The following is a 19,219-nucleotide window of genomic DNA, read 5'->3' on the forward strand; positions in this document are numbered from 1 at the left end:
GCACTACGTGGAAAAGGCCTATCGGAAGGAGGATTGGAGCGGGGTGAAGCGGATCCTGGTCGACGAGACAAGCAGCAAGCGGGGTCACCGCTACGTGACCGCCGTTACCGACGCGGACAGCCGGAAGCTCCTCTTCCTGGTGGAGGGCAAAGGGAAGGAGACCTTGGAGGCATTTGCCGGGGAGATGCGGGAGCACGGAGCGGATCCCGAGCAGATCGGGCTGATCTGCATGGACATGAGCCCCTCCTACATTTCCGGAGCCAAGGAGCACTTCCCCAGGGCGGAGATCGTCTTTGACCGCTTCCACATCATGCAGATGGCGGGAGAGGCGGTCGACCAAGTACGCAAGGAGTTCGTGCGTCAGGGGCTGCTGCCGAAGGGAAGCCTCTGGGCGCTGCGAGGCAACGAATGGACGCGGAGCAGGGAGCAGAAGAGTCTGCGCGCTTCCCTTTGCGCCGCCTACCCCCGACTGGGAAGAGCCATTGGGCTACGTGAGGCTCTACAAGAGATCCTCGCCCAGGAGGATCCCCAAGAGCTTCGCTGGTGGCTCCAGTGGGCCGACCGCAGTCGGCTCGCTCCCTTCCGAAAGCTTTCCAAGACGTTCAAAAAGCACCTGGACGGCGTCCTTGCTTTCCTCCAGAGCCGGGTGACCAATGGTCTCATCGAGGCGATCAACGGCCGCATCCAGCTCGCCAAAAGGATGGCCAGAGGGTTCCGAAGCTTCCGCTACTTGCGGATCGCCGCTTTCCTCAAAGCCGGAAAGCTGAGGTTGGATCTTCCCATCGTAACCTCATAACCCACGAAAAACAGCGAAGAGGCCCGCTTTTTCGTGTGTGGGTCGGTCTTCGGGTTTGTTGTCTAACAGTAAAGAAAGTCGTTCTCGCGCCGTCCACTGGAACCGGCGAGACCGCTTCCGCTTCGCCAAAGCCGTCCACGCCCCATTTCATAGACTCTCCAGCCCATGCCCAAGCGGTCCCTTCCGTTTCTTACGACGGTATTGGTATTGTGGAATTGACAGGGCTCTTTCCTTCCGCCAAGGTGCGCTGGCCCAACCAACATGGCAACGCACGCCCTAGCTAGGGGAAGGCTTTCCATCGCAACAGTGGGTGCGGCGCTTTGGGCCGTGGCTCTTCCGTTTTTCAGCATGGGCGGGCCGATTTCCAGCGAGGAGATTTCCGTGGAGGAGCCCTCGGTCGAAAAGGCGGCGGCGCGGCTCAAGCTGCTCCGCTCTCCGGACCCTGAGGAGAACTGGACCAAGGGGTTAGTGGTCGGCGGCTTCTTCGGCGGTGCCTGGCCGACCTCACAGCGGGTTTCGGGAGTCGCCCAAACTCCGGAAGGCCCGCAAAGCTCCCATGGCGCTTCCCAGACCCACACCGGCATCTTCGCCGGTCCCTACCTCGGCTACAACTTCATGGACGCCGGCTTGCCGCTGACTAAGGACGGGAAGTGGAAGGCGATTCCCGGGGTGCTGCTAATCCTCAACTACGCGGAAATGAGCTCCTCCGCCCTCTCCCACAGTCCCACTTCCGCCGGGCCTACCGCTTCCAGCGGATCGAGCCGGACGTTTCTCCCGGAGATCGGCGGAGTGGTCCTGATCTCCAACCCCACCCGATTCGTGCCGTTCCTGGGAGCCACCGCCGGGGTCGCATTATCCTGGACGAGTGGGAATTCGGTGGTAAGCCCTTCGGGAGAAGAGTTGGTCGCTCCCGGACAGACGGTCTTCACCTATGCCCCGTCGACTAAGGTTCTAGCGGGGGTCGCCATCCGGATCGTCCCCCATTGGAATTGGATCCTCGGATATGCGACCCGTTTCATTGCTCCAACCAGTTCGACGGTGGAGGGCCTCAATCCGGATGTGGTCTCCTCGATCCACTCGCGTACCGGCTGGTACCAGGATTTCGAAGGGTGGGTCGCTCTCCAGTATGACTTCGGCACATTGCGACAGCCATCCCCAATGCCCTGACCGGGTCAGCCGGCAACGGCGAACGGATCAGCGGTCCCGGCATCCTCCGCGAGGCTCACGAGATGGAACGCTGGGGATGAAGCGGTGGGCATCCCGCGTCTCGGACTGAACCTGCTGGCTCAGGCTCTGGGCACTCTTGCGCAGGGAGGGATCTTCCTTGCCGATCTCCTGGGCGAAGGCACCGATCGTGTGGAATTCTCTCCCCAGAATCTGCTCCTGCTTGTCGATCGCCATCTGATCGTGGGCCAGCCTCTTGCGATCGTCCCAAAGCCGCTTCCACTCTTCCGGATGGAGGGCCTTGTCTTTCTGGGCGCGAACCACATCTTCCCCATATTTTTTGTGGAGTGTGAGCAGCTCCTTGCGGGTGTTTTCGAAGATGTGAACGTGGCGGCCGGCCTGGGTGACGATCAGGCAGGTGGGGGAGTGAGACTCCTTGGCTTTTTGGCGAAGCGCTTCCATCGCCTTTTGCGCATGGCTCCGCGGATGGGCGCCAGGGCAGGATGCAGGATCGGAAGGAATGGACGGAAGGTCGCGTCCTTCTCGATGGGCTTCCTTGGCCAGGACATCTCCTTCCTTTCGCAGCTCGGGATGCTCCTTGCCCAAACGGGCGGCATCGCGTTCGAGCGATTGAGAGTCGTGTCGGACGGTTTCCTTGTCCTTGCGGAGGATCTGCCAGTCGTGGCGCAGCTTTTCCTCGTCCTTGGCGGCCCGCTCGGGGTGGAGGCGCTGGTCTTGCTGAAGTTGGGTTGCGTCCTTAACCACCCTCGTGGTCTGTTCGAAAAACTCCTTCCTCTGGTGCTGGAGCCGGCCAAACTCCTTTTCCAGCTGCTTTTCTTCCCGGGGAGCTTCCCCACCGATGGTCCGGGACTCTTCCCGGAGGTGGCGGAGCGCTTCACGGGCCTGCATCGGGGTCGTTCTTGCCGGACCCTCCTCTGATGGATGCTCTTTTGTGGGATGATGGGTCGAGGAGGAGTGGGTCTTTTCAGTAGGATAGGGACCGGGCGAGGAAATAGCGTACTCGTCCCACTCCACGGGCGGAAGCGGCGGGGAGGATTCGCGCTGCTTTTCCGCATCCCGTTTCGGGTGGGCGGCATCGGCCTTATGGCTGCTTTTTTGGCTCAGTTCGTCAACCTTCGTCCGAAGTTCGAGCAGCTCTTTCTGGGCCTGATCTAGTACATCGCTTCATAATTACGTACCATAACAGTGCAGACTAGGTATTATGGCTTTCATTATGGGAGCCATTTTAACTGCATTACCGATTCGTGAAGAGTAGAGAGAAGTGTTAGAAGAGATCGTCCGCAAGAGGAATGCGAAAGCTGGGTTGGTGATGAGAGCACGGATAATTCTGATGGCTGCCGATGGGGTTTCCAGCGCGGCGATTTCCCGGCAGCTCCAGTGCAACGCGCATATCGTGGGCAAATGGCGGCGACGGTTTTCCGCGGAGGGGATCGCTGGGCTCAACGATGAGCCGCGGAGCGGACGCCCGGTAACGATAAGCCAATCGCTTACGCGCAAAGTGGTGATGACCGCATGCAGTAAACCGCCGAGAGGTTTGAGCCGGTGGAGCATCCGCACGCTGGCGCGGGAGCTGGGTTTGCCCCCAGCTCGGATCGCGCGCATTCTGCGAGCTTACGATCTGCATCCGCATTGCCTTCGCACCTTCACGTTTAGCCCGGATCCCCAGTTCAAGGAGAAACTCCTCGAAGTGGTCGCTCTGTACATGCAGCCTCCGGAGAACGCCGTGGTGCTCTGCGTGGACGAGAAGACCGGCATCCAGGCCCTGGATCGCACGCAGCCGATGCTGCCTTTGCGGGCGAAAAGGCCCCGTTGCTGGACCAACGAGTATGTCCGGCACGGAACGCGCACGGTCTTGGCCAGCCTGGAGGTGAAGACCGGGAGGTCTTTTGCCCATGTCAAGGAGACCCGGACCTCGGCCGATTTCCTCTCGTTTCTGGACGAGCTTGTCAAACGCTACGAGGACCAGCGGCTCTACGTGGTTTTGGACAATTTGAACACGCACAAGAATGAAAAAGCCCGAAACTGGCTCAGGCTTCACCCTAATGTCGGCTTTCACTATACGCCGACCCATGCTTCCTGGGTAAACCTCATCGAATGCTTCTTCAGCATCCTGACCCGACAGGGCCTCCAACACTCTGTTCACAAATCGAGCAAGGACTTAGAGCGCTTCCTCAAGGCTTACTTCGCCAAATACAATGACCACTGTCAGCCCTTCCATTGGACTAAAGGGCCGGAAAAGCTTCAGCACATCATCGAGCTCACCCAGCAATTCCAAGCCGAATATGCTGCTGCGAACTTATGAGGCGATGTACTAGCTTCTCGTTCATCGCGCTCAAGAGGCGATCGTAGCTGCTGCCCTTAGGATCCTGGGCGGCGCATGGCCTCAGATTGGCTCTGAGGCCGGATCGTCGGGGGGAGATCTTGGGTGGAGTTCTCTCCTCTTTCCTCCGGCTTCTTGTCGTCCCGTTCCTTGTTGAGAGCGAGCAAGGGGGATTCGCGCTGCTTTTCCGCATCCCGTTTCGGGTAAGGGGCATCGGCCTTATGGCTGCTTTTTTCAAACAGATAGTTCAGTCCCGTCCCATTCCAAACTGCCGCCGTTACCTTCTGGCCCAAATCTAGGGTTTGGCCTAAAAACTGGTCCACCGCTCGCTCGAGCGGCTGGGAGGGGGGGAGATCTTGGATGAACTGCTCTGCTCTTTCCTCCGGCTTCCCATCTTCTTCGGGCATGGCACCTCCGTCTTTCCTCTTTTCTTCTTGCTCCATCGGGAATCCCCACTCTGCTCGGTTTTGGCGGGAAGGGGGCCCCTCTCTTCTTCTGTTAGGCGATTGGGGCTCGCCGCGCATCCAGCAGAGGGAGGTTTTCTCGATTCACCCATGGGCACCAGCTTGGCTGGGCAGCGGATCCGCGGAGGTCGACCGTGCGCACGCAGACGGATAGGTCACTTGGCGGCCTCTCACCCGCGCCCAGGGAGTGAGTTGGTGAGGGTGGCCATGTGTGGCGTCAAGAAGATGGTGCACCGGAAGTCTGCGGACGACTAGGGCGTCAGCGATGAGCGAACGGTGGCAGCGCCAGGGAACGGTCTCCGCGCAGAGGAGGACGAGCGGGGTCCGGCGAGACGTTTCTTCCAGATGGGCCACCGCAGAAGCAAACTCCGGCGTCTGCATGTAGTCGGCAAAGCCGCGAAAGCTGGGATTTCGCCACGCTCCGTTCGGGGAGTTCCGCTTCGGGCGACGGAGGCCTCCGAGCGCGCCAAAATGCTCGTAGTCGATGCCCTCTGTCGCGAGTGCGGCGGGTAGCGTCTCCCGGTTGAACTGCGGGTTATGGCGGGACCGGGGAATGGTCCGAATGTCGACGACGAGCCGGATTCCTGCTGTTTTGAGGATCTGAACGAACTCGTCCAGGGAGCGTGTTCCGTGTCCGAGCGTAAAAACGAGAGAACCGGGCGTGGGCAGGGAAGAGGACTTCGGGTCCATGGGGAAAGATAGGTCTTTTTCCGCGACGGAGCGAAGCCCTCGTGAGATGCGCCTCCCCCGCTTTGGCTTTGACAGTGCTTCTTCCGCGTTTCACCCTAGGTGTGCCGACCAGTGAGGGAATCGATCGAGGTATCCGCCATCGTTGTGACCTACAACAGCCGTCCGGTGCTGGACGGCTGCCTCCGGTCGCTTCAGGCGCAAGAGGGGGGTCGACTGGAGATTCTCGTCGTCGACAATGCATCCGGAGACGGGACGGCGGATTGGATCGCCGGGAAGTTTCCCGAGATCAGGCTCTGGAGAAATCCCGAGAATGTCGGGTTCGCCCGGGCCTGCAACCAGGGCATGCTCGAGGCAAGGGGCGAGATTCTGCTTTTTGTGAACCCGGATCTGCGATTTCCGGATCCGGATGCGGTGGCGCAGCTAGTTTCGACCCTGCGTTCCGACTCCTCATTGGGTGCAGTGGGTCCCTCCCTCTACGAGGTGGACGGCTCACGGCAGCCGAGCATGGCTTGTGCTTATCCCAACGAACGCTGGACGAGAGGGGAGCTTGGCACCCTGCCGGGTGAGCTTGCGGCCCTTTTGGGCGCCTGCCTCGCATTGCGCGCGGAAACTGCCGCGGCGGTCGGGGGATTTGACGAGGACTTCTTTCTCTACGGGGAGGACCAGGATCTCTGCCTTCGCGTGCGCCGACTTGGCTTGCGGCTCGCCTGCCTGACAGAGGTGCGGGCGTTTCATATCGGCCGCCACAGCGAGCAGGGCACGGACCCGCGGGCCTACTGGCAAAAGAAGCTGGAAGGGGAATATCTCTTTTACCGAAAGCACTATTCGGCGCGTGCGCTTCGGTGGATCCGGATCAGTCAATGGGTGAAGAGCTCCTGGGAGCTTTTTCTTCTCGGACTGGCTTGGCCGATCGCCGGATGCAGCGGCTCCTGGAAGGAGCGATGGGGAAAGTATGGAGCGATTCGGGCAGCGGCGGCGGGAAGGGGAGAAGTCCGCCCGAAGAAACGGATTCTCTCCTTCGGCCATTGGCAGCCTGCCGCCTTGGGAGGGGCTCGCGAATGACACAGGACTTCCGGAAGGATTTCGACGAGCTTCTGGATCTGTTCGATTCCGGAAAGCCGTTCGCCTTTGCCCGCTACAACGATGGGGAAGCCCGCGTCTTGGCCAATCAGCCGGTCGGATGCAAGCACGAATGGCAATACCGTCCGGACAAGGATCTCCGTTTCCGGTCGGCGCTTCGAGAGTCGCTCCGAATCCAAGACGACTCCTATTTTTACGGCCTTCCTTCCTGGGACATGAGCCCGTGGATGCACGACCTGGTGCGGGGCCTCACCGCTGGGCGTCGGGAAAGCCTGACCTTTGCCGCGCTCTTCGCCAACGGGAATCACAATCGCTTTCTGGAGGAGTTCGTTCCCCGATTCCGCCGGACGAGCCGGCCGAGGATCTTCGTGGGGAATGCCTGCCTTTCCCGTCCTCGGCTCGAGGAGGCTCTCGGCATCTCCGATGTCCTTCCGCTTTCGGGGGATTGCGTCAAGCTATGGAAGAGGAGAGAGCGGGAGTTTCTCGACCTTCTCGATCTGAAAGCCTCTCTCTCCCGGGGAGCGCTTTTTCTCATCGCGGCAGGGCCTCTCGGGAAGGTGATCATCCACGCTCTTTGGAAAGTTTCCCCAGAGAACATCTATCTTGATGTCGGCTCCGCGCTCGATCCGCTGCTTTTCGGTAGGCCGACACGGGCCTATCATCGCGATCCAATGAATCGAGTCGTGATCCCCTGCTGGAAGCCGGAGGGGGAAACGGCGGAAGCTACCCTGGCGAGGGAACGCTCTCAGGAGAAAGAAGCACGCTGATGTCCCATTCCGAAAGGCCACGGCTTACCGTGGGAATTCCGGTTTTCAACGGAGCCCGCTTCCTGGCGCAAGCGTTGGAGAGCGTTTTGGCCCAAAGCTGGCAACCGACCGAGGTGATCGTAGTGGACGACGGCTCCACGGACCAAACGCCGGAAATTTTAGACGGGTACCGTGACCGGGTGGTCGTCCATCGTCAGAGCAATCAGGGCGCGGCGGCGGCAAGGAACCGTGTTCTCTTGGAAGCCCAAGGGGAGTGGATTCAATATCTGGATGCCGATGACTACTTAAAACCCTGGAAGATCGAGCGCCAGTGGACCGAGTGCACCAATCCGGATGCCGACGCCATTCTCTCTCCTCTGCTCGAAGAGCGGTGGAAAGGGGGAAAGCCGCTTCCGATCCACCAGCCAAAAGACGAGGGAGACGCTGACCCGATTGTCCGCTGGCTTGAGCGGAAAAACCCACAAGTCGCTGCCGGCCTCTGGCGCAAAAAGTCGCTTATGCGCATTGGCGGATGGAATCGTTCGATTCGCTGCGCGACGGAGGACAACGAGATCTACCTGCGGGCACTGCAGGCCAATTTTCTTTTCGCCTGGACGCCCACCGCCGGCGCCGTCTACCGGGCTGATTGGTCGCAAGGCACTTTTTGCCATCGCGATCATGCAGCCCTTTTTCGGACAGAGCTCTCCCTGCTCGACAGGATGACCTGCTGGCTGCAGGAGCAGCAGCGATGGACGGGGCGGCGAAGGGAAGCGGCGGCATGGACCTATTTCCGGGTGCTCCGGGAGATCGCCAAAGACAACCTGAGGGAGGCGGCGGAACTCTATCGAGAGCGTCAGAAACGTGGCCTTGTCTATCCCTGCGGACCGAAGGCGACGCCGAGCTATCGCACACTCTTCGACGTGCTCGGTTTTGAAGGAGCGGAAAGGGTCTGCCGGACCGCGAATCTCTTTCGGCCCTTGGAAAAACGCTTGCGAAGCTTTAGGCGAGAGGATGTCGGCATGAGAAGACGAGAAACCGCATCTTGATCCCGAGGTCTCCTCGGTCAAGGATTGGCTTGCGGAGGCCGACGCTTTGATCCCAATCTACCAGTTCCTCTTTGGAAGGAGAGCCAGCATGCATCACCGAGTCGATTCGCCTCGCGGGAATGGAGAGAAGGTCTGCTATTTTCGGGACATTCGCGCCGGGTTTGCCACCCTGTTTGCCGATCGGTTCTGGCTTCCCAAGGTCATCTTTGGGGGCATCCTGCTGATCAATCCCGTCCTCTTGGCCGTGGCCCCGGACTGGTTCGGCGGATGGACGCAGCACAAATTCCTCTCGCTCGGCCTTCTCCTCGCCAATGCCTCTAGCTTCTGGTTCGCCTTGGGTTTTACCTACGAAGTTCTGCGCAGAGCACGCTTCGGCGGGGGGCAGTTGCCGGAATGGAGCGGTCGTGTTCTTAAACAATATCTCCGCGAAGGCGCGGTGAAATTCACAATCTCCCTGACGACCTTGCTCTTGCCTCTCTTCGTTTGGGTGGCGGCCTGCTATGGTCTCTTCATCCGGCTCCTGGGACTTCCCTCCAACCTGCTTTCCGTTTTTATCCCGTTTGGGAGCTGGTTCGCAGTGCCGTTCTGCGCGGTCGCCTGCTGCCGCTGGCTCGATGGCGCCTCCGTCTCCGCTTGTGCCCTCGATTATCGGGAAACTTTCCGCCTGTTTTGGAGAAGGCGCGGAGACTTTTTGATCGCCTCGGCCCTCTTCGGCGGACTCAACGCCATCCTGATGTCCCTCTTTTACACCATCCCGTTCGCCCTCTTTTTCGGTCTCTGCCTTGTCGACACCTGGTTTGGGCCGATTTATGCTTCCGCTGTGGCGAAGGAATCCGGCTCATTCGCAACGGCGGATTCGTCGGCTTCTTAGGAACTGCGGCCTCATTCTGTGATTTCCCTCGACTCGGCAGCGGCGACACCCGTTCATCCGGCGGTGCTCGAGGCGATGCTTCCCTTTTTCCAGGAGCCAGGAAATTCATCCAGCCTACACAGTGCGGGTGTTCGGGCGCGGCAAGCGCTGGAAAATGCGAGGGAGGGCGTTGCATCCTTTCTGAACGTCTCTGCCTCGGAGATCTTTTTTACCTCCGGGGGAACGGAAGCCATCAATCTCGGCCTCAAAGGCTTCTATGAAGCGAACCGCAAGCGAGGCAATCGCATCCTCTCCTCCCCTGTGGAATCGGTCGCCGTCCTGCGCTCGCTCGACTGGCTGCGCGGGCAGGGGGCGGAGATCGACTGGGTTCCCGTTGATCGGGAAGGGGCGGTCGATCCCGCAGCGATCGCGGCGGCTCTTACGTCCGAGACCATCCTTGTCTGCGTCCAATGGGCCAACGGGGAAACCGGCACGATTCAGCCGATTCCAGAGATTGCCCAAATCTGTCAGGAGACGAGCGCAACCCTCTTCTGCGATGCAACGGCGAGCGCAGGATGGCTGCCCATCGACTTGCGCCAAATCTCCGTCCCGCTCTTTGCGTTCCACTTCCGCGGGTGCGGAGGGCCGGTGGGAGTAGGGGCCTTGCGCAAGCAGGAGGGAATCGCCCTCTGGTCCCAGCTTCATGGAGGCTCCCAGGAGAAGGGACTCCGCGCCGGCACCGAGAATCTTCCGGGGATCGTCGGAGCGGTCAAGGCGGTCGAGCTGACCACCGGAACCCTAGCCGCTTCAGCATCCCGCCTTCGCACTCTTTCGAGCAAACTCTGGGAGAGCATCCACGGTGAAATTCCCGCTCTCCATTGGCACGGTCCTCCACCAGGGGAGCAGCGTCTGCCGCACCACCTTGCTTGGAGTGCGGAAGGCGCCGAAGGAGAAGCACAGGTGCTCGCCTGCGACCTAAAAGGCGTTGCGATTGCCGCTGGCCCGAGCTGCATAAGCAAGTCATTGCGCGGCAGTCACGTCCTTCGGGAAATCGGGATTCCACAGCGTCTGGCGATGTCTGCTGTCTCCGTCACGCTGAGCAAGGAGACTTCGGAGGAGAACCTTCACTCTTTTTGCCAAATCTACACCGGGGTCATCGAGCGGTTGCGGGCGATGTCGCCTGCCTGGCAGTTAGGGAAGGGTCGCTTGTCTTCGCAGTCGTCCGTGGGAGAAGCGAGCCCGTGAACACCTCCGGAAGTCGTGCGGCGAGCCAAGTCGACGGCAGGGTGTCCTTCCGGAAGAAACGCTGGCTCGGCTGGCTCGCGATTTCCGCAGGACTTCTTGCAGCCGGATTTGTCTTTTCCTTTCCGATCGATTTTTCCGTTTACCGGCAGATGCAGCAGATGGACTGTCCGCTCTTCCAACAGATCGCGCAGCAGTTCAGCTTCTGGGGCGACTATATCCCAGGAAGCATCCTCGTCTCGCTCCTATTGTCTGTTGGAGGCCGGATCGCCAAAAGCCATCGGGCCCGATCGGCTGCCCTGGCAAGCTTCCTGGCCGCCTCCGCGGCAGGAATTAGCCTGGACGCCGGCCGCTTCTCTTTCGGCCGACCCCGGCCGTACGCTACGGCGCAAGCGGCGATTCTTCGACTCGGGCATAAGCCGGAGATGCAGATCTCCTTCGGCAGAACCCGCGCGGACAACGATCTCCCCGATGGGTTGTACGGCCCGGTGGGCATCCACATGTTTCAGGGCTTTCCTTCGGGCCATGCGGCCTCGTCTACCGCAAGCGCTGCGGCGGTCATCCGTCTGCTTCCGCGGCTCGGCAGCTCCGTTGGCCTCCTTGCTCTCGGAATCTGCTGGTCGCGAATGGAACTGCGGCAACACTACCTCTCGGATGTTGTCGTAGGCGCAATCTGGGGTGCGCTCTGGGGGATGCTTTTTAGCACGCTGCTTGGCCGACGTCTGCCGCGCTGCGCGACGGCACCTCCTGCGTCTCGACCCGAAAAGGAGATTTGAACGAAATTGCTGGACCCGACGTCAAACAATACAGAAACCTGGAGCGAATCGTTACCTCCTCTGACGATTCCCGACAGAGCGGCATGGCTAGTCCATGCCGCTTTTGTTTGGTGCGCCCCTGCTGAGCGCACCAAAAGTAGGAGGCCGCGCTTTCCGGGCGCGGCCTCCTTGCTTTGATCTGCTCTCAGCCGTCGGCTTAGATGTCGTAGTACATCTGATACTCGATCGGATGAGGGCGCAGCCGCAAAGCATCGTAATCCTTTTTACGCAACTCCAGAAGGGTGTCGATCACATCCTTGGTGAACACGTCGCCCTTGAGCAGGAACTCATGATCCTTCCCTAGCGCCTCGACGGCTCCTCGCAGGGAGTCCGGGACGGTCGGAACTTTCTTCAGTTCCTCCGGCGGAAGCTCGTAGATGTTCTTCTCCAATGGCTCGCCCGGGTCGATCCGATTTTGAATCCCATCCAAGCCCGCCATCATCATCGCCGCGCAGGCCAAGTAGACGTTGGCCGCCGGATCGGGTGTACGGAATTCGACGCGCTTGGCCTTCGGGCTCGGAGAGTAGATCGGAATCCGAACCGAAGCGCTCCGATTCCGCGCCGAGTAGGCCAAGTTCACAGGAGCCTCGAATCCGGGAACCAGCCGCTTGTAGCTGTTCGTCGTCGGATTAGTGATGGCCGTTAGCGCCGGGGCGTGCTTCAGAATGCCCCCGATGTAGTGGAGAGCGAGTTCGCTTAGCCCGGCATACCGGTTGCCGGCAAAAAGGGGCCTTGCATCCTTCCAGAGGGATTGATGGGTGTGCATCCCCGAGCCGTTGTCGCCGAATAGCGGCTTGGGCATGAAGGTCACGGTCTTTCCGAATCGGCGCGCGATATTCTTGATCACGTACTTGTACGTCATCATGTCATCGCCGGTCCGGAGTAGGGTGTTGAAGCGGATATCGATCTCCGCCTGCCCCGCCGTCGCGACCTCGTGATGCTGCCTTTCGACCGAGACTCCGAGGCTTTCCAGCGTCAAAACCATCTGATCCCGCACATCCTGGAGCGTATCCGCTGGCGGTACCGGGAAATAGCCTTCCTTGTGCCGGATCTTATGACCGAGGTTCGGCTCCTCGTCGCGTCCGGTGTTCCAGATGCCTTCGACTGAGTCGACCTCGAAGAACGATCCGTTGGACTGATTTTCGTACCGGACATCGTCAAAGATGAAAAACTCGGCTTCCGGACCGAAGTAGGCCGTATCCGCGATGCCCGTGCTCTTCAAGTAGGCTTCGGCACGAATCGCGATGCTTCTCGGGTCCCGAGCGTACGTCTGACGCGTGATCGGATCCGAAATCGAGCAGATAAAGCTCAAGGTCGGCTCCGCAATGAACGGATCGATAAATGCCGTGTAGGGATCGGGCATGACCAGCATATCCGATTCCTGGATCCCACGCCATCCCCGGATCGAAGAGCCATCGAACCCGAGCCCCTCCACAAAGGCTTCTGGCGGCACTTCATTGATGCCCATGGTGAAGTGCTGCCATGTCCCCAGCAGATCGCAAAACTTCAGGTCGACTAGGCGTGCATTGTGCTCACGCCCGAACGCCAACGCTTCCTCTCCGGAAGCGCATCGCTTGTACTTTTCCGCCATAAACGACTCCCTATTCCTCCTGTATTCCTTCACCTTCCATTTTGGAGCAGCACTGGAACTGCTGCCGGCGCAACCACCGGCAATTCCGCTCCCTTTCTGCGCTAAGTATCATCTGGATCATCCTCGTACCCAAACCATTAGCGCCAAACAGAGAAAAACAACCAGGTTCCTTGCCGGACTTCTTCTCCCATTGCTGAGAGCGGCATTCAAGCGAGATCGCCGGACGCACCCAACGCCTGATACAAATGCCACCAACCCGAAAGGGGGAAGGGAAGCGGCCAACCGCTAGATGGCATGTTCGTTTCGCTCCCCGGTCCGAATCCGAATCGCTTCGGTGACAGGGATTACGAAGATCTTTCCATCGCCGATCTTGCCTGTTCTCGCAGCCTTGATAATTGCCTCCGTGGCCTTTGGCACCAACTCCTCCTCCAGGACGACCTCGATCTTCACCTTGGGCAGGAAGTCGACCGTGTATTCACTACCTCGGTAGATTTCCGTATGCCCCTTTTGCCGGCCAAACCCTTTGACTTCCGCCACGGTTAAACCGGCGATGCCGATTTCCGTTAGCGCTTCTTTTACTTCCTCAAGCTTAAAGGGTTTGATTACCGCCTCGATCTTGCAGAGCGCCATGTTTTCCTCTCCTAATTCCTTTTTCCCGCCTTCGACACACTTTACGGGGCAAGCCTAGCCTTTTTGCTAACCGGCTTTTGCCAGGACTGCAACACGAAAAGCATCTTTTATGCCATCAGACCGGCGGACTTGCGCACAGGAAGGATGTCGGCGGCACCGATTTTCAACTCCCAAATCGGTAGCTGCGATTGCCGAAACCACGGAGCATCCGGCCCGGTTCTGGAAAGCAAAGGAGGATCGGACCACCAGACAATACACCCCTATTGCTTTAACATAACAATTATTGTGCGCACTAATTTAGAGGTCAGTGGAATGGCCGCACGACACCCTAACCTGCATGTCGCACAAAGTTCGTAGCCGAGGCGCAGCGAATGGGGCTGGACCAGCGACCGCCCGTTCGATAGCAAATGGATTGCGCCACGCAAGCGGGTTGGCGCAGAAACGCAAGGCTCTGCCGGAAGCTTCTCTCCGGCGCTTTCAAATCGACTTAGCTCTGGGCCCTTCAGTTCGACCCGCCGTGTTTCCAGCCCAACGGCTCGCCGCCCAGGATATGAAGATGAAGATGAGGAACGCTTTCGCCCGCGTCTTTGCCGTTGTTGATAATCACGCGAAAGCCGGTTTCCGCGATCCCCAGCTTCTCCGCAAGCGTCGTCGCGACGACAAGCAGATAGCCCAAAAGCTCTTGTTCGGCAGATCCTGCGTCCGAAAGACGCGGGATCGGTTTTTTCGGGATGAGAAGAGCATGCACCCTAGCGACCGGATGGATGTCGTGAATCGCAATGCAATGTTCGTCTTCGTAGACCACCTGGGCCGGAAGCTCCCGGTCGATAATGCGGCTAAAGAGGGTTTTCATGGCGAAGGATCTTTTCTAATGCGTTTTAGAGCAGCGGAAGCGTCTCCGGGCTAGGCCCAGCGCGGTTCAATTTTTTTATCGCATGAACGAAGTCGCTCGCATCTCGAAACTTCCGATAGACGGAAGCAAAGCGTACATAGGCGACCTCGTCGAGCGCTCGGAGCCCTTCGACGATGCCTTCTCCGATCGCGCTGGAAGGAATCTCGCGGCCGTAAGAGCGCACAAGGTGCGCGATGAGTTGGTCCACGAGATTTTCAATCTCTTTGAGGCTAACCGGGCGCTTTTCACAGGCCTTTTCGATTCCCAGGATCGTCTTCTGCCGATCGAAGATCTCGAAGCTGCCGTCCCTCTTCTTGACCCGGAGGGCAAGCTGCTCGATCTCCTCATAGGTGGTGAAACGGGTCCCACAGAGAAGGCATTCTCGACGGCGACGGATGGCGGCACCCTGGCGTAACGGCCGGGAGTCAATGACCCGGTCCTTTTGCTTTCCGCATTTTGGACATTTCATCGTGGCACGACGACAGGCACCACGGTTGTGCGGCCCGTGGATGGAGGTCCAACTCACTCGCTTTTAAGAAACAATGGCTCCGGGTCGATCCTCGGACCAGAGGAAACGCCCCTTCTCCATCCGCGGTCTCAGTGATCATGGAGTGGCCGGATTGATTTTTACGGAAAGAATCCGCCGCAGCGAACCGCTTGTGAGACATGCCGGTTAAGGAGGCAAATACCAGTTCCTTGCATCCAAAACAATACTTCCCTGCCGATTTTCTCGAGCAGAGATTTTGTCTTTTTTGTGGAAAGGCGGCCGTCCGTAGGCTTAGTTGGACCATGAAAATCAAGACGGCGAGTCTTTCCGTAGAACCGCTTCGCGTGCAAGAGGTCCTGCAGCCTTTGATTCTCGAACTGGACGAGCCCGCCGCTCACGCAAAGGATCCGATCGTGGTCGATCTCTCCCTGTCCCTGGTCGACGATCTCGTTGTCGGCCGGGGACGGGTGGAAACTGCCGTGGAGCTGCAGTGCGGTCGATGCTGCCGCTGGCTGCACTGGCCGATTCGACTGCCCGATTTTCACGTTCGCGTGCGCCCTCCCCTGCCCTTGTGGATCGACTTGACACCCTATATCCGAGAGGACATCCTGTTGACCCTTCCAATGATAGCGGTTTGCGACGAACAGGCGGTGGGAGGATGTTTCGCGGAAGGGATTCGACCACTGAGCGAAACTGGAGTAGAGCAGTCGATTCACGGAAAGGACGTTTGGGGAATCCTGGAACGATTTCAGAGGAATCGCTGATCCCACTTGCTCGGGAGAAAATGGGAAAAGAGGGGAAACGATGACGGCAGCACTGACGGAACCCGGTTTTCCCGTAACGGACTTAAAAAGGAGATATCATGGGAGTTCCTAAACGCAAGACATCGAAGGCCCGCCTTCGCTCTCGGAAAGCGGCAAACCGGTGGAGGCCCCCAGGTCTTTACAAGGATCCAAAAACGGGCAACCTACACCTTCCCCATTGCGTCGATCCTGCGACGGGAAGTTATCGCGATCGCCAGGTGCTGACCCAGAAGACCGAGGAATGACCGGCCGCTAGTGCGGATGAAGATCGCTTTAGACGTGATGGGGGGTGATTTTGCACCTCGAAACCCTCTTTTGGGGGCTATGGGAGCACTCCAAGCCTATCCCGACATCATGCTCTTTCTCGTCGGCGATCAAGATCAGATCGCTGACGAGTTTTGGCGTCATGGAGGACGCCATTTTGCCGATCGGGTTGAGTTTGTTCATGCCACTCAAGTAGTGGCAATGGACGATCAGGCCATCGAAAGCGTGCGTCAAAAGCGAGACTCCTCCATCAGCCGCTGCGTTCGACTCGTAAAGGAAGGGAAAGCCGATGCCTTGGTTTCTGCTGGCCATACCGGGGCGGTGGTCGCGGCGGCTACGATCCTCTTGCGAACCTTGCCCGGGATTCCGCGAGCCGGGATTGCCACGGTGATCCCGACGGAACACAAGCGGTTTCTGCTCATCGATTCCGGTGCCAATATCGATTCCGATCCCACGCATCTGCTCGGTTATGCGATCATGGGCAGCATCTACTCACGAGAGCTGCTTCACGTCGTCAATCCCTGCGTGGGGCTTCTGAGCATCGGGACGGAAGACGCAAAAGGCAATGAACTGACGAAACAGGCTTTTAAGCTTCTGGCGCAGGCTGGGATCAACTTCAGCGGCAACGTCGAGGGTCATGACCTTTTTGAAAATCCTGTGGACGTCGTTGTCTGCGATGGTTTTGTCGGCAACGTCGTGCTTAAAACCGCAGAGAGTATCGCAAAGGCGGTCATGCACTGGTTGCGTTCCGAGCTTGGACAAAATCCGCTTCGGATGCTCGGTGCCTATCTCGCTCGCGGAGCCTTCTTGTCCGTAAAACAGAAAGCCAGCTACGAGGAATATGGGGGCGCTCTCCTTCTTGGGGTCAATGGAACGTGCATCATTGCCCATGGAGCCTCGACCCCAAAGGCGATTGGCAACGCAATTCGTATTGCGCGAGAAGCCATCACGCAGAACGTAAACAACAGGATCATTCAGGAGATGAGGCGCCATTGTGAGGCCAAGTCCGAAGACACAGCAGCATCGAGAGCCTAAACCCTCGATTGTGGGAACGGGCGCCTATCTGCCTGCGAAGGTTCTCACGAATAGCGACCTCGAGCGCATGGTCGACACAAGCGACCGCTGGATCGTCGAACGAACGGGTATCCAGGAGCGGAGAATCGCGGCCGAAAAGGAATGCCCATCCGACATGGGGACCGCGGCAGCATTGATGGCCCTCGAACGAGCGGGTCTGACACCTCAGGATCTCGATTTGATCATCGTGGCAACGACGACGTCGGACACGCTCTTTCCTTCGACGGCGTGCCAAATCCAGCAGAAGATCGGAGCTCGCAAAATTCCCGCGTTCGACCTGCAAGCCGCCTGTTCCGGATTTCTCTACGGTCTCGTGATGGCGCATCACCTGGTCGCGCTCGGAACCTATCGTACTGTCCTTGTCGTGGGTGCGGAGAAGCTCTCCTCTATTGTAAACTGGTCGGACAGAAATACATGCGTTCTCTTCGGCGACGGCGCAGGGGCTGTGATCGTCCAAGAGTCGGCCTCAGGAGGACTACTGCTCGCTCACGACCTGGGGGCGGACGGTTCCCAAGGACAGGTGCTAACGGTGCCGGCGGGCGGGTCTCGGATTCCCCTCACCGCGGAAAACATTGGAGAGGGACTGCAGTTCATTCACATGGTAGGCAAGAAGGTATTTCGGCTCGCCGTTGATGCCATGGAATGCACGGCAAGACGCTCCCTGGAGAAGGCTGGCCTTCCCCTCGAGAAGGTCGACTATGTGATTCCACACCAAGCGAACAGGCGGATCATCGAACTGCTGGCCGAACGTCTGAGCCTACCGCTCAAACGCTTCTTCATCCACTTGGAACGTTATGGCAACACTTCGGCCGCCTGCATCCCGATCGCCCTCCACGAGGCCCTGACCGCAGGGAGGATCCAACCCGGCGAAAAGGTCCTCCTGATCGCGTTTGGAGGTGGCCTCACCTGGGCTAGTGCCCTGCTGGAGTGGTAAACGCGGGTGCTCTCTCACGCGCCTGCGCGCTTGGGAAGCCCAGGCACTCTCCGTTCAAGGAAAGATCACTTCTGCCAGCCGATCGAATTGATCAAAGATGACCCGTTGATACCGTCGGAAACGGTTTTTCATCATCGTATCGGTCAGGCCAGGAATCTTTTCTTTCAACGCAAGAGCACTCCCCAAAGAGAGGTTGTTCTTGTTAAGATCGGCAACAGCGGCAGAAGGAGAAAGCAACGGGATGCGAACCTCCTCTGGACGCCGCTGCTTCAAGAATGCGGCCCCCTCTTTGGTCTGCTCGAGAGCGGTGATCTCCTTGCCATCCTTTTCATTCTTCACGACGACGTACCGAACCCGATCACTCAAGGAGTTTGCCCATCGTAAAAGGACTATGACGGAATCTGGATCAGTGGTAACGCACCCCCAGCCGACGAAGCGAACGGTTTCCCGCAACTCGTCGAAAGGCACGTCTTCGAACCACTGTAGCATCTCTTCTCCGCTCCCTGCGCGCAGATCCACTAGCACGATTCGGTGGTCGCCGCTCTCTGCCATTCCAACAATAGAGTCAATGCTCCGAATGTTCCGTGGATTGACCAACAGCGAGTCAGGAAAAAAACGGTGAAACGAATGATTCTCGTCATCCGCATCGACAAGGAGGTGCGGGACGTGTTGACCCGCAAGGTAGTCCGCCAAGTGACAAGCCAATGTAGTTTTCCCAACTCCGCCTTTTGTGCCGAGGACGACATGGATTACGCTTTTCGCCATTGTAAGTAACTCCGATTGTTTTATCTGCCGTGGTCTATATTCGCGAAGAGGGACCACGGCTTCGGCCCTTTTCCTTCATCGGCTTCTCTCCTGTTTCCGTGCTTCTACTGGAAGGCAGGAAAGTCAGCCGTTCGATCCGCTCGGCGGGTTGCTCCGGCGTTCTGTGGGCTGCCCGCCTCTTCGCCGCCTCCTTGGCACTGGCAATCGCGCCTTCCAACCAGCTCTCCACCGAGGGATTCTCCGGCTCTTCCGGAAGAGGCGTCTTCGCCGTCTGCTCTGCCTTTACCTTGAGCTTTGCGGTCGCGCTCTCCGAGTCACCCCGTCCTCTCCCTATGGCATCAGCGGGAGGAAGCTCGTCAAATTTTCCTTTCCGCGCCCATTTCCTGCGCACTTGAACGAAATTGTACAAAGCATGCTGACTGACTTCCACTCCCTGCGTTCGCAAAACTTCGGCAATCTCGCGCCAACTTTTGCGCCTCTGACGCAACTCCCGGATCGAATCCCAGTAAGCTTCCAGCTTGCTCCGGTAGGGCGTTCCGGCCATG

The 19,219-nt window shown here is 58.9% G+C and carries 24 protein-coding genes; 15 read left to right on the forward strand and 9 right to left on the reverse strand.

From position 1 onward, the window contains the following. Together A37A_RS19565 and A37A_RS17485 are read left to right on the forward strand one after the other, a co-directional pair. Positions 1–796 (forward strand): ISL3 family transposase (locus tag A37A_RS19565; RefSeq protein WP_018291830.1); only part of this gene is annotated, 796 nt, incomplete at its 5' end. 306 nt (positions 797–1,102) lie between these two features. Continuing rightward, positions 1,103–1,963 (forward strand): hypothetical protein, encoded by an 861-nt coding sequence (locus A37A_RS17485; RefSeq protein WP_018291831.1) that lies wholly within the window; start codon positions 1,103–1,105, stop codon positions 1,961–1,963. A gap of 27 nt (positions 1,964–1,990) precedes the next feature. Here A37A_RS17485 and A37A_RS0112540 read toward each other — a convergent pair whose 3' ends face one another. After that, positions 1,991–2,869, reverse strand: a complete 879-nt coding sequence (locus tag A37A_RS0112540) for a hypothetical protein (RefSeq protein WP_018291832.1) — start codon at positions 2,867–2,869, stop codon at positions 1,991–1,993. A gap of 48 nt (positions 2,870–2,917) precedes the next feature. On the opposite strand from A37A_RS0112540, the gene A37A_RS0112545 reads away from it, so the two are divergent. Together A37A_RS0112545 and A37A_RS17490 are read left to right on the forward strand one after the other, a co-directional pair. After that, positions 2,918–3,136 (forward strand): hypothetical protein, encoded by a 219-nt coding sequence (locus tag A37A_RS0112545; protein WP_155996677.1) that lies wholly within the window; start codon positions 2,918–2,920, stop codon positions 3,134–3,136. Positions 3,137–3,290: 154 nt separating this feature from the next. Beyond that, entirely contained in the window at positions 3,291–4,283 is a 993-nt protein-coding gene (locus tag A37A_RS17490; protein ID WP_231363928.1) for an IS630 family transposase, read from the forward strand. Between the two features lie 56 nt (positions 4,284–4,339). Here the strand turns inward: A37A_RS17490 and A37A_RS0112555 are convergent, their stop codons facing one another. After that, positions 4,340–4,708, reverse strand: a complete 369-nt coding sequence (locus A37A_RS0112555) for a hypothetical protein (RefSeq protein ID WP_155996678.1) — start codon at positions 4,706–4,708, stop codon at positions 4,340–4,342. Positions 4,709–4,849: 141 nt separating this feature from the next. Beyond that, the gene (locus tag A37A_RS0112560) at positions 4,850–5,455 is read right to left on the reverse strand and encodes a DUF488 family protein (RefSeq protein ID WP_018291836.1); all 606 of its coding nucleotides are present in this window, start codon (positions 5,453–5,455) and stop codon (positions 4,850–4,852) included. Between the two features lie 111 nt (positions 5,456–5,566). Between A37A_RS0112560 and A37A_RS17495 the strand changes: the two genes are divergently transcribed. The 6 genes from A37A_RS17495 (at position 5,567) to A37A_RS17505 (ending at position 11,195) form a co-directional block, all read left to right on the forward strand. Next, the gene (locus tag A37A_RS17495; protein ID WP_018291837.1) at positions 5,567–6,517 is read left to right on the forward strand and encodes a glycosyltransferase family 2 protein; all 951 of its coding nucleotides are present in this window, start codon (positions 5,567–5,569) and stop codon (positions 6,515–6,517) included. Then, positions 6,514–7,302, forward strand: coding sequence for a hypothetical protein (locus tag A37A_RS0112570; RefSeq protein WP_018291838.1), 789 nt, complete (start codon positions 6,514–6,516; stop codon positions 7,300–7,302). The genes A37A_RS17495 and A37A_RS0112570 overlap by 4 nt, the downstream gene beginning before the upstream one ends. Then, positions 7,302–8,327, forward strand: coding sequence for a glycosyltransferase family 2 protein (locus A37A_RS18560; RefSeq protein WP_018291839.1), 1,026 nt, complete (start codon positions 7,302–7,304; stop codon positions 8,325–8,327). The genes A37A_RS0112570 and A37A_RS18560 overlap by 1 nt, the downstream gene beginning before the upstream one ends. Before the next feature lie 88 nt (positions 8,328–8,415). Then, positions 8,416–9,198, forward strand: a complete 783-nt coding sequence (locus A37A_RS0112590; protein WP_020494420.1) for a hypothetical protein — start codon at positions 8,416–8,418, stop codon at positions 9,196–9,198. 18 nt (positions 9,199–9,216) lie between these two features. Continuing rightward, a complete protein-coding gene (locus tag A37A_RS0112595; protein ID WP_018291841.1) occupies positions 9,217–10,422 on the forward strand; it encodes a cysteine desulfurase family protein in 1,206 nt (401 codons plus the stop codon). Beyond that, the gene (locus A37A_RS17505) at positions 10,419–11,195 is read left to right on the forward strand and encodes a phosphatase PAP2 family protein (RefSeq protein WP_018291842.1); all 777 of its coding nucleotides are present in this window, start codon (positions 10,419–10,421) and stop codon (positions 11,193–11,195) included. Before A37A_RS0112595 ends, A37A_RS17505 begins: the two co-directional genes overlap by 4 nt. 196 nt (positions 11,196–11,391) lie before the next feature. Here the strand turns inward: A37A_RS17505 and glnA are convergent, their stop codons facing one another. The 4 genes from glnA to nrdR form a co-directional block, all read right to left on the reverse strand. Next, positions 11,392–12,825 carry a type I glutamate--ammonia ligase gene (glnA, locus tag A37A_RS0112605; protein WP_018291843.1) on the reverse strand — a complete coding sequence of 478 codons (1,434 nt, stop codon included), beginning with the start codon at positions 12,823–12,825 and terminating at the stop codon, positions 11,392–11,394. 285 nt (positions 12,826–13,110) lie between these two features. Continuing rightward, on the reverse strand, positions 13,111–13,455 hold the full coding sequence (locus A37A_RS0112610; RefSeq protein WP_018291844.1) for a P-II family nitrogen regulator: 345 nt from the start codon (positions 13,453–13,455) through the stop codon (positions 13,111–13,113). Between the two features lie 502 nt (positions 13,456–13,957). After that, positions 13,958–14,308: a histidine triad nucleotide-binding protein gene (locus A37A_RS0112615; RefSeq protein ID WP_018291846.1), complete on the reverse strand. Its 351-nt coding sequence runs from the start codon at positions 14,306–14,308 to the stop codon at positions 13,958–13,960. A 25-nt stretch (positions 14,309–14,333) separates the two neighbouring features. Then, positions 14,334–14,816, reverse strand: a complete 483-nt coding sequence (gene nrdR, locus A37A_RS0112620) for a transcriptional regulator NrdR (protein WP_018291847.1) — start codon at positions 14,814–14,816, stop codon at positions 14,334–14,336. 320 nt (positions 14,817–15,136) lie between these two features. Between nrdR and A37A_RS0112625 the strand changes: the two genes are divergently transcribed. The 4 genes from A37A_RS0112625 (at position 15,137) to A37A_RS0112640 (ending at position 17,909) form a co-directional block, all read left to right on the forward strand. Continuing rightward, positions 15,137–15,598 carry a DUF177 domain-containing protein gene (locus A37A_RS0112625; protein WP_026195826.1) on the forward strand — a complete coding sequence of 154 codons (462 nt, stop codon included), beginning with the start codon at positions 15,137–15,139 and terminating at the stop codon, positions 15,596–15,598. A 98-nt stretch (positions 15,599–15,696) separates the two neighbouring features. Next, positions 15,697–15,882, forward strand: a complete 186-nt coding sequence (gene rpmF / locus A37A_RS0112630; RefSeq protein WP_018291849.1) for a 50S ribosomal protein L32 — start codon at positions 15,697–15,699, stop codon at positions 15,880–15,882. 16 nt (positions 15,883–15,898) lie between these two features. Next, a complete protein-coding gene (gene plsX, locus A37A_RS0112635; protein WP_026195827.1) occupies positions 15,899–16,936 on the forward strand; it encodes a phosphate acyltransferase PlsX in 1,038 nt (345 codons plus the stop codon). Beyond that, positions 16,896–17,909: a beta-ketoacyl-ACP synthase III gene (locus A37A_RS0112640; protein ID WP_304412318.1), complete on the forward strand. Its 1,014-nt coding sequence runs from the start codon at positions 16,896–16,898 to the stop codon at positions 17,907–17,909. Before plsX ends, A37A_RS0112640 begins: the two co-directional genes overlap by 41 nt. A 54-nt stretch (positions 17,910–17,963) precedes the next feature. On the opposite strand, the gene A37A_RS21560 is transcribed toward A37A_RS0112640, so the two are convergent. Continuing rightward, positions 17,964–18,602, reverse strand: a complete 639-nt coding sequence (locus A37A_RS21560) for a hypothetical protein (RefSeq protein ID WP_018291852.1) — start codon at positions 18,600–18,602, stop codon at positions 17,964–17,966. Here A37A_RS21560 and A37A_RS21565 point away from each other — a divergent pair. Further along, a complete protein-coding gene (locus A37A_RS21565) occupies positions 18,528–18,683 on the forward strand; it encodes a hypothetical protein (RefSeq protein ID WP_231363930.1) in 156 nt (51 codons plus the stop codon). The genes A37A_RS21560 and A37A_RS21565 overlap by 75 nt on opposite strands. Before the next feature lie 25 nt (positions 18,684–18,708). On the opposite strand, the gene A37A_RS0112655 is transcribed toward A37A_RS21565, so the two are convergent. Then, complete coding sequence (locus A37A_RS0112655; RefSeq protein WP_018291853.1) at positions 18,709–19,218, reverse strand: hypothetical protein; 510 nt, start codon at positions 19,216–19,218, stop codon at positions 18,709–18,711. Position 19,219 lies beyond the last annotated feature (1 nt).

It is taken from the genome of Verrucomicrobium sp. 3C, from assembly GCF_000379365.1.
In the GTDB taxonomy this organism is placed as follows: domain Bacteria; phylum Verrucomicrobiota; class Verrucomicrobiia; order Methylacidiphilales; family Methylacidiphilaceae; genus Methylacidimicrobium.